The organism is Corynebacterium sp. HMSC074A09 (assembly GCF_001811545.1).
Taxonomy (GTDB): Bacteria; Actinomycetota; Actinomycetes; order Mycobacteriales; family Mycobacteriaceae; genus Corynebacterium; species Corynebacterium hiratae.
In genome coordinates this window covers 1-10,003 of the sequence record NZ_KV805137.1, presented here as the reverse complement: position 1 = coordinate 10,003, position 10,003 = coordinate 1, and the positions used below count along the sequence as shown (strand labels likewise).

At 63.2% G+C, this 10,003-nt stretch carries 8 protein-coding genes; all 8 read right to left on the bottom strand.

The features are described from left to right. Positions 1 to 174: 174 nt before the first annotated feature. Positions 175 to 960, bottom strand: coding sequence for a DUF4191 domain-containing protein (locus HMPREF2807_RS03990; protein WP_046647926.1), 786 nt, complete (start codon positions 958 to 960; stop codon positions 175 to 177). Positions 961 to 1,002: 42 nt separating this feature from the next. Continuing rightward, the gene (gene lipA / locus HMPREF2807_RS03985) at positions 1,003 to 2,067 is read right to left on the bottom strand and encodes a lipoyl synthase (RefSeq protein ID WP_070510675.1); all 1,065 of its coding nucleotides are present in this window, start codon (positions 2,065 to 2,067) and stop codon (positions 1,003 to 1,005) included. Between the two features lie 108 nt (positions 2,068 to 2,175). After that, positions 2,176 to 2,982: a lipoyl(octanoyl) transferase LipB gene (lipB, locus tag HMPREF2807_RS03980; protein WP_070510673.1), complete on the bottom strand. Its 807-nt coding sequence runs from the start codon at positions 2,980 to 2,982 to the stop codon at positions 2,176 to 2,178. Positions 2,983 to 3,051: 69 nt separating this feature from the next. Continuing rightward, positions 3,052 to 3,444 carry a glycine cleavage system protein GcvH gene (gene gcvH, locus HMPREF2807_RS03975; RefSeq protein WP_046647929.1) on the bottom strand — a complete coding sequence of 131 codons (393 nt, stop codon included), beginning with the start codon at positions 3,442 to 3,444 and terminating at the stop codon, positions 3,052 to 3,054. Between the two features lie 42 nt (positions 3,445 to 3,486). Continuing rightward, positions 3,487 to 4,599 (bottom strand): glycine cleavage system aminomethyltransferase GcvT, encoded by a 1,113-nt coding sequence (gene gcvT / locus HMPREF2807_RS03970; protein ID WP_070510671.1) that lies wholly within the window; start codon positions 4,597 to 4,599, stop codon positions 3,487 to 3,489. A gap of 3 nt (positions 4,600 to 4,602) precedes the next feature. Then, entirely contained in the window at positions 4,603 to 7,470 is a 2,868-nt protein-coding gene (gene gcvP / locus HMPREF2807_RS03965; protein WP_070510669.1) for an aminomethyl-transferring glycine dehydrogenase, read from the bottom strand. 72 nt (positions 7,471 to 7,542) lie between these two features. Next, positions 7,543 to 8,709 carry an MFS transporter gene (locus HMPREF2807_RS03960; RefSeq protein ID WP_070510667.1) on the bottom strand — a complete coding sequence of 389 codons (1,167 nt, stop codon included), beginning with the start codon at positions 8,707 to 8,709 and terminating at the stop codon, positions 7,543 to 7,545. Positions 8,710 to 8,971: 262 nt separating this feature from the next. After that, positions 8,972 to 10,003, bottom strand: a 1,032-nt coding sequence (gene sucB, locus HMPREF2807_RS03955) for a 2-oxoglutarate dehydrogenase, E2 component, dihydrolipoamide succinyltransferase (RefSeq protein ID WP_070510665.1), incomplete at its 5' end; no start/stop codon positions are given.

Genomic DNA, 10,003 nt, shown 5'->3' with positions numbered 1-10,003 from the left:
AATCAACGCACTCTAAAACCGGAAGGGCCAGTAAACCCTCTGAGTAGAACCATCTGACGAAACCTGGTCACGAAGGCTAGGACGGTTCTAAAGCAACGAAGAATCGCAAGGTAAAGAAGGGGTCCCTTCCGAGAATCTCGGAAGGGACCCCTTCTTGTACGGAAACGAGGTGGCTTATTTGCCGCCCTTGCGCTCCTGCATGCGGCGCATGCGGCGGTTCATGCCCGCCATGTTTTGAGCCTGGCGGGGCATTGGGCCCTTGGGCAGGCCCGGAGTAGTGCCCGGCAGATCATCCATGGCCTCGATGCGGCGAATGTTCTCGTAGGTTTCGTTCTTGTTGTAGTTGCGCGGCAGCTTCATGATGTGGGTGCGCAGCTTGGACACCGGCACTTCGTCCTCACCGCTGCCCACGAAGACCTCGTACACCGGCACACCGCCAGCCAGGCGGTCAACGCGCTTCTTCAAACGGTTGAGGGTAGGGGCGACGCGCTTGCGGTCACCTTCGACGACGAAAATGACGCCGGAGTTACCGATCACGCGGTGAACCAGATCCTGCTGGCGGGTCGCAGCCACGCCAGGCTTGACCTTCCACACCACGCCCACGGTGTTGCGCAGCTGCTGCTCCAAAGCCCAGCCGGCGACACCTGGCTGGTCCTCCACCTTCTTGTACATGTCGCGCTCAAGGCGGCGAGTGAACAGGAACATGGCGAGCATCGCACCAAGGCCCAGGCCGATGATGAGCATGAACCACTGGCCGTTAAAGAGCAGGCCGATAAGGAAGAAGAGCAAGCCCACGCCCAAGAATGCGGCCAGCATGATGGGGATGAGAGCCTTGTCCTGCTTGCGCTGCATGTTGAACGCTTGCCACATTTGTGACCAGTTCTGCTTGCGCTTGGCACGCTTTGCCGCGCGCTCTTGCTTCTTCGCGTCCTTGAGCGACGCCTTATCGTCCTTAGCCATGTCTCCTACTTTAAGGGCAAGAGGAATAAAAAGAGAAACGCGTTAGCGGATGGTAGCGGCAACAGAGTTGGCCTGTGCAGGGGTCTTGGCCATGCGCGTGGTCACCGGAGTTTCCTCGGAGGGGCCATACTTCTCGAGAAGGGTGGAAGCCTCCTGAGCTGTAGCGCCCTGGGAAGTCTCCGCCAGGTGCTTCAGGTTCTCCGGAAGCTCGAGGCCGCGTGCCTCCATGGCCTGCACGTAGAGGCGGCCAGCGCGGTAGGAGGAGCGGACCAGCGGGCCAGACATGACGCCACCAAAGCCGAGCTCCTTGGCCAGCTTGGAGTGCTCCACGAACTCCTCCGGGCGCACCCAGCGCTCGATCGGGTGGAAGCGCGGGCCGGGGCGCAGGTACTGGGTAATCGTGATGATGTCGCAGCCTGCCGAGCGCAGGTCGCGCAGTGCTTCCTCGATCTCCTCTGCGGTTTCGCCCATGCCCAGGATGAGGTTGGACTTGGTAATCAGGCCAAAGTCGTGGGCCTGGCGGATGACGTCGAGCGAACGCTCATAGCGGAAGGCCGGGCGGATGCGCTTGAAGATGCGCGGCACCGTCTCCAGGTTGTGGGCGAAGACCTCAGGGCGGGCTTCAAAAACCTCTTGGAGCAGGTCCGGCTTGCCGGAGAAGTCCGGGGTGAGGTTCTCCACGCCGGTGTTCGGGTTGAGTTCATGAATCTTGCGGACGACCTCAGCGTAGAGCCAGGCACCCTCGTCGGGAAGATCATCGCGAGTAACGCCCGTAATGGTGGTGTAGTTGAGATCCATTTCCTGGATATTCTCTGCCACACGGCGCGGTTCGTCGCGGTCCAGCTCCGCTGGCTTGCCGGTAGCGATATCGCAGAAATCACAGCGGCGAGTGCACTTGTCGCCGCCGATGAGGAACGTAGCCTCACGCGATTCCCAGCACTCGTGAATATTGGGGCAGCCAGCCTCCTGGCACACGGTGTGCAGGGAAGCACCAGTCACGCGAGATTTCATGTCCTCATACCCAGGGCCGGTGCGGACCTGATTGCGGATCCAGCGCGGCTTCTGTTCGATGGGAGACTCCGCATTCTTCTTCTCAATGCGGAGCATCTTGCGTCCTTCAGGCTTAACAGTCACGGAACCTCACTTTAGGTGTTGAACTAGCTCTTTCTATTACAAGCCCTGCGGGTGGCTGCTTTATTCCACCGAGGGTAGCCGCTATTTTTCTTGCGCGGCTTTGCGGGCTTGGCGGGCCTTCTCGTTGGCCACTTTGATGGGATCTGGGGCCGAGGCAAAGGTGTGGTCGGCCACCGTCAGTTCGCCGGAGAGGGCTTTGCGGAGGGCGTCGAGAAGCGGGGCTTCTGCCTCCTCCATGGTCACCTCACGGCCGAGCTCAAGCGACAGCGTTGACACGTCCGCATCGTCGATGCCGCAGGCCACGATGTGCTCGTAGTACTCCAAGGTGTTGGTGCAGTTGAGCGCTAGGCCGTGCATGGTCACGCCGCGGGTCACGCGAATGCCCAACGCACCTAGCTTGCGGTCGCGCTTCGGGGCGGCTGGGTCGGCAGCCTGGGTGGTGGAAGGAACCCACACCCCCGAGCGGCCATCGATGCGCCCAGCGGTGCTCACGCCGAGTTCACGGACAGCTTGGATGATGGCCTCCTCAAGGCGGCGGACGTAATCGACAACGTCAACCGGCTCGGCCAGTTTGATAATGGGGTAGACCACCAACTGGCCCTCGCCGTGCCAGGTGATGCGCCCGCCCCGGTCAACGTCAATGACCGGGAGGCCATTATCGGGCATATCCTCCGGCTGCGTGCGCTTTCCGGCGGTGTAGACGTTGGGGTGCTCCACCACGAGGATGACATCACCCTGTGTGCCCGCCGCCCGCGCCGCCGCGAGCTCGGCCTGCAGATCCCAGGCCTCTTGGTAGCCCATGCGGCCCAAGCGGCGGATCTCCAGTGGTTCGTCGGAAGCGCGGATGGAGCGATCAGCGGGAAAGAAAGGTTCGCGGGGAGCAGTCATGAACCCAATCCTAAACCCCGCGAAGATTCAGCCAGAAAGGGGCTGAGTGTGCGCTGCTCAAGCGCTTTTTTAATCGACGCCGTTGGCGGAAGCGTACTCGTCGGCGGTCATCAGCTCGCCGACCTCGGTGACCTCGACCTCGAAGAGCCAGCCCTCACCGAAGGGATCGTTGTTGATGACTGCATAGTCATCGTGCACGTCCTCGTTGACGGCGGTCACGGTGCCGGTGACCGGGGAGTAGAGGTCAGACACGGACTTGGTGGACTCCACCTCGCCGCAGGTCTCGCCGTGCTCGACGGTGTCACCCACGGCCGGCAGCTCAGCGAAGACGACCTCACCCAGGCGGTCAGCGGCCACGGAGGTGATGCCAATACGGACGGTAGAACCAACGACGGAGTCAGCGGTGGCGTTGATCCACTCGTGGTCCTCGGAGTAGGAGAAATCGGAAGGAAGGTTAGCCATGAGAAGGGGTGTCCTTTCGGTAGTTGACTTCAGTAGTGGAGTTTACTTATCGCGCTTGTAGAAGGGCAGCGCGGACACTTCGAAGGGGTAGCGCTTGCCGCGGATGTCTACCTCGACGGCCGCACCCGGCTCGAGGCCAGCTGCGGTATCGATGAGCGCGAGCGCTACTGGGTGTCCCAGGGTGGGGGAGGGCTGGCCGGAGGTCACCATGCCCACCTTGTTCTCACCCACGTAGACCTCGGAACCGGCGCGCGCGGCGCGGCGCTGGGAGGAGACCAGTCCGGTGATAACGGCCTGCGGGCCTTCCTCGGCGCGCTGGCGCAGCACCTCAGCGCCCACAAAGTCCTGCTCCTTCTTGGCAAAGGCGCGGGACATTCCGGCTTCCACCGGAGTGATATCGCGGGTGAGCTCGTTGCCGTAAAGCGGCATGCCTGCCTCCAAGCGCAACGAGTCGCGTGCTGCCAAGCCGCAGGGCTTGATGCCGTATTCCTCGCCGGCCTTGAGCAGCTCTTCCCACAGCTCCGGGGCATCGGAGTTGTAGACGATGAGCTCGAAGCCATCCTCACCGGTGTAGCCGGTGCGGCAGATAAACGCGTACTTGCGGGCCACCTTGCCGGTCATCGCGGCATAGTAGGGCAGGTCCATGACAGCCTGCTGCTTGGTGTCCTCCACCAGCGGGACAAGGATCTCCAGCGCCTTTGGGCCCTGGACGGCGATCATCGCCACATCGCGGGACTCGTTCTTCAGGTCCACATCGAAGCCCTCGGCGCGCTCGTTGAGCGCTTCCCACACGGTGTCGGCGTTGCCAGCATTGGGCACGACGAGGAACTTGGTCTCCTCCAAGCGGTAGGTGATGAGGTCATCGATGATGCCGCCATCCTCCGCGCAGATCATGGAGTACTTCGCCTTGCCCTCCTTAAGCGTGGTGAGGTTGGAGATGAAGCAATAGGAGAGGAACTCGGCGGCGTCCGGGCCGTTGACCCAGACTTCACCCATGTGGGAGAGATCGAAGAGGCCTGCGGCATTACGTACCGCGCGGTGCTCCTCGAGCTCGTTGTCATACTTCAGCGGCATCTCCCACGGTCCGAAGGGGGTGAAGGTGGCGCCGAGTTTCTCGTGCTCAGCATGCAGCGGGGAGTGCAGGTAGTCAGTCATTGATTAAACCTCCTGGTTGTCGTCGGAGTAGTCAAAAGCCTCTGGCGGCGGGCAGGTGCACACCAGGTTGCGGTCACCGTAAGCCTCGTCGATGCGGCGCACCGGCGGGAAGTACTTGTTAGCGCGCAGGGAGGTCACCGGGTAGGCGGCCTGTTGGCGGCTAAAGGCAAAGTTCCACTCGTCGGCGGCGACGGATTCGGCGTTGAACGGTGCGTGGTGGATGACGGAGTCCTCGTAGGCCACCTTGCCGTCGATGATCTCCTGGATCTCGGCGCGGATGGAGCGCATGGCTTCGATGAAGCGGTCCAGCTCACCCAGGTCCTCGGACTCGGTGGGCTCCACCATGAGGGTGCCGGCCACCGGGAAGGACAGGGTCGGCGCGTGGAAGCCGTAGTCCACGAGGCGCTTGGCTACATCGGCGGCGGTGACGCCGGAGGCGTCGGTCAGCTCGCGCAGGTCAAAGATGCATTCATGCGCCACCAGGCCGGCATTACCCGTGTAGAGAACGGGGAAGGAATCCTTCAGGCTCTGCGCCAGGTAGTTCGCGCCGAGGATGGCATGGCTCGTGGCCTCCGTGAGCCCTTGCGAGCCCACCATGGCCAGATAAGACCAGGAAATTGGCAGCACGCCGGCCGAGCCGTAGCGCGATGCTGTGGACGGCACGCCGGTGCCCTCCACAGCCGGCTGCGCAGGATCCAGCTGGGGATCGTTGGCATCCGTCGGCAGGAAAGGTACCAAGTGCTTGGCGACGCCCACCGGGCCCACGCCCGGGCCACCTCCGCCGTGCGGGATGGTGAAAGTCTTGTGCAGGTTGAGGTGGGAGACATCGCCACCGAAAGCACCCGGACGGGCCCAACCGGCCAGCGCGTTCATGTTCGCGCCGTCGATGTAGACCTGGCCGCCGGCTGCGTGGACCTTGTCGCAGACCTCGCGTACTTCCGGGTCGAAGACGCCGTGGGTGGAGGGGTAGGTAATCATGATGCCGGCGACGTGCTCGCCGTGCTGCTCGAGCTTGGCGTCGAGGTCGGCGACGTCAATGGAGCCATCGTCAGCGGTCTTGATCACGACGACGCGCAGGTTCGCCAGGGTCGCCGAGGCCGCGTTGGTGCCGTGCGCGGAGGCCGGAATGAGGATGACATCGCGGCCGTGGTCGCCGTTGGCAACGTGATAGCGACGAATGGCCAGCAGGCCGGCCAGCTCACCCTGGGAACCGGCGTTGGGCTGGATCGAAACCTGGGCGTAGCCGGTGATATCGGCGAGCCAGGACTCGAGCTCGTCGATCAGCGCGCGCCAACCAGCGGTGGTCTCCTCCGGGGCATACGGGTGGATGCCCGCGAACTCCGGCCAGGAGATGGGCTCCATGGCAGAGGTGGGGTTGAGCTTCATCGTGCACGAGCCCAGCGGGATCATGGTGCGGTCGAGTGCTAAGTCCTTATCCGCCAGGGTGCGCAGGTAGCGCAGCATCTGGGTCTCGGAGTGAAGGGAGTTGAAGATCTCGTGCTGCAGCGGCTCCTCGGAACGCTGGACGGAGGACGGAATCTCGAAGGAGCCAGACGCGGCTGGCTCGGAGTTAGTGGAGGCCTCGGCGCCGAAGGCAGCGGCAAGGGTGTTGACGTCCTCGCTGGTAGCGGACTCGCCGAAGGAGACCGAGACCTTGTCGGAGCCGATGGCGCGCACCAGGTAGCCCTGCTCCTGCAGCTGGGCCTTGACGGCGGCCGCATCCACGCCGGTGACGGTCACGGTGTCAAAGAAGTCGCGGGAGACAATCTCCTTGCCCGCGCCGGTGACTGCTGCAGCAAAAGCAGAAGCGCGGTTATGCACGCGCTGCGCAATCTCCTTCAGCCCCTTCGGGCCGTGGTAGACCGCGTACATCGAGGCCACGTTGGCCAGGAGGGCCTGGGCAGTACAGATATTGGAGGTGGCGCGCTCGCGGCGGATGTGCTGCTCGCGGGTTTGCAGCGCCAGACGATAAGCGGGGCGGCCGGCGGCGTCCTTGGACACGCCCACGATGCGGCCCGGAAGCTGGCGCTTGAGCTTATCCGTGACGGACATGAAGGCCGCGTGCGGGCCGCCGAAGAAGAGCGGGACGCCGAAGCGCTGCGAGGAGCCAAGGACGATGTCTGCGCCCATCGAACCAGGTGCCTCCAGAAGGAGCAGCGACAGCGGGTCGGCCACGACGGCGGCCAGGGCGCCGCGGGTGTGCAGCTCCTCGATGGCGGCGCGCGGGTCGACGATATCGCCCCCGGTTCCGGTGTAGGCCAGAACTGCACCGACGAGGTCTTCGCCGACGATGCCATCGCGGACATCAGCGATCTCGACCTCGAGCTCGATGGCGCGGGCGCGCTCGGCGGCCACGGTCAGGACCTGCGGGTGCAGGCGAGAGTCCAACAGCACGCGGCGGCCCTTCTTCACCGCGCGGGCCATCAGGCCGACGGCTTCGGCGGTGGCAGAGGCTTCGTCGAGAAGCGAGGCGTTCGCGATGGGAAGGCCGGTCAGGGACTCGATCATGGTCTGGAAGTTCAGCAGTGCCTCGAGGCGGCCCTGCGAGATCTCCGGCTGGTAGGGCGTGTAGGCGGTGTACCATCCGGCATCCTCCAGCAGCCCGCGGCGAATGACCGCCGGGGTGAGGGTATCGGAGTAACCCTGGCCATAGAAGGACTTCAGCACGACGTTCTGGGAGGCGTACTCGCGCAGCTTCGCCTGCGCCTCATCTTCGCTCAAAGCCTCCGGGAGGTTGAGCGCCTCGGTGGCGCGGATGGAGGCTGGCAGGGCGGCATCGACCAGCGCATCGACGCTGTCGTAGCCCAGAGCCTTGAGCATCGTTTCACGCTCGGCTGCATCCGGGCCGAGATGACGAGAGATGAAATCCATATAGTGAATCTCCTTCGTGGCGTTAGTTTGTGTGACCTAAACTGCTCCAAGTATAAAGCGTATGCCATGACATTAACCCCGGTTACCCCTGATTCGGAGATGTAGCGTCACGGCAGTCAGCGCCGCGACTGCGAACCCGATGATGAAGGCGGTGGAATACCCCGTGACAGGGCCCAAAAGCGAGAGGATGAACGGGGCAAAGAAGCCGAGGTAGGTCAGCGAATAAAACACCCCCGTTGCCGCGCCGAGTTCCGCTGGGTGGGCAATGGCTTGAGTTTCTGCGAGCCCGCTGAGCATGCCAATTCCATAGGAGCTGCCCATGATGATGGCCGCGAGGGGCAGGAGGAATACCGCCCAGCCGTGGTGTGCCGCCGCGACGACGATGAGACACAGGACCATGCCTATCGCGGCCAGCACCATGCCGTGGAACGCGGTTACGCGGATGCGGCCCGCTAGCTGCTGGATTACCACGCCGCTTCCCATGGTGAGTAGCGCACAGAGCCCGGCAATGAGAATGGGGTGGCGCAGGTGCTCACTGAGCTGTGAGGGGAGGAAGACGAAGGCAGTGGTGGCGGAGCCAAAGACCCACGGGGCATAGGCCACGACCGGTAGGTAGCGGGGAGTAATCAGGCTGGTGGGGATTAAGGAACGGCGCCGTGGCTGTGAATGAGGCTGTGGCTGTTCGGTGCGCTCTTCGGGCACCGTCCACACGAGTGGGACCACGATGAGTGCTAGGCCGATATGCAATAGATAAGGCAGGACGGTGGGCCATGGGAGGAACTCTGCGGCGATACCGGCAACGCCAGGTGCCAACGCGAAGCCAGCCGAAAGAGCAATGGAGGAACGCTTCGCACCAACGCTGAGGTGGGTGCTGAGCTCCTTGATCCAGGCAGCGCCGGAAGACATGGCCAGTCCCACCGCAGCCCCGGCACACAGGCGTCCGACCAGCAAGGGGAGGAAGGCGCCGCCTGCGCCACTGAGGAAGACCAGTGAACCCGCAGTGGTGGAGAGGACGGCTGGGCGCATGACAGCGCGGCGTCCCAGCGAATCCGAGAGCGGACCGCCAATGAAAAGTGCCACCATGATGCCGAGGGCGTAAATGCCAAAGAGGAAGGTCGTCTGCAGAACCCCCAAATCGGTGGTGACTTGGTAGACCACGACCATGGGGGCGAAAAGATTAGCGCCGCACGCGACGAGAAACATGCCGAGAGCGACGCGGAACCATTTCTGAGAAACCATGCTGCACAGTCTAGTGTGCTGAGTCACAGAGGTTAGGTCTTGGTGGCAAGACGGTTAAAGAAAACGCGCCTATCTGCCAAACTTAGCGCCGATCTCTGAAAACCGGGCAATAGTTTTGGCAGATAGGGCAGTTGCGGCGCCACTGAGCGATGTCACCGAGCTGTGTTTGCGGGGGTGGAGGAAAGCCGGGTGGAAAACGACGAAGCTCCCCCGCCGCAGTGGCAGGGGAGCAGTCTCTTAAGACTTGGAGTCTTGTTAAGCCTTAGAGGTCAAGGTCGGCTTCGAAATCTGCGGTTTCGAGGCGGTCCTTGATGGTCGTGATGAAGCGGCCAGCGTCGGCACCATCGACCACCTGGTGGTCGTAGGTGAACGGCAGGTAGCACATCTGGCGGATGGCGATGGCGTCCTGGCCGTCCTCGGTCACGACGACCGCGCGCTTGGTAATAGCGGCGGTGCCCAGGATGCCAGCCTGCGGCGGAACCAGAATCGGGGTATCCAGCAGGGCGCCCTCGGAGCCGATGTTGGTCACGGTGAAGGTTGCGCCGGTCAGATCGTTCGGCTTGAGCTTGTTGTTGCGGGCCTTATCAGCCAGCTCGGCGATCTTCTGAGCGATCTCCGGCAGCGTCAGCTCCTGGGCCTTGTGGATGACCGGGGTCAGCAGGCCACGCGGAGTATCCACGGCGATGGCCACGTTGACGTCAGCGTGGTAGGTCATCTCCTTGGTCTCCGGGTTGTAGGACGCGTTGACGTTCGGGTGGGAGACCAGTGCCTCAACGGTGGCCTTCACGATGAACGGCAGGAAGGAGAGGTTGGCCTCGTACTTGTCGATGAACGCCTGCTTGGACTGCTTGCGCATATCCCAGATGGCGGTCATATCGACTTCCTGGACGTGGGTCAGCTGAGCGGAAATCTGGAGGGCCTCAACCATCTTGGTCGCCGTGATCTCGCGGATACGGTTGACCTTCTGGGTGGTGCCGATGAGCTCCTGCTTCTCCGGATCCACAGACTTGGTGGACCAGCGAGCGCGCGGGTTGCTGGAGGAGGCGCTAGCGGAGGAGGCCGGTGCCTCACCTTCGCCGGCGGCGGCCAGGACGTCCTGCTTGCGGATGCGGCCACCGACGCCAGTGCCGGAGACGGTGGAGAGGTCTACGCCGTGCTTCTCAGCCAGCTTGCGCACCAGCGGGGTGACATACGGGACGTTATCGCCGTTGTTGACCTTCGTGGAGGTCTCAGAAGTCTTCGGCTCGGAGGACTGGGAAGCAGCCGGCTTGTCCTCTGCCTTCGGCTCTTCCTT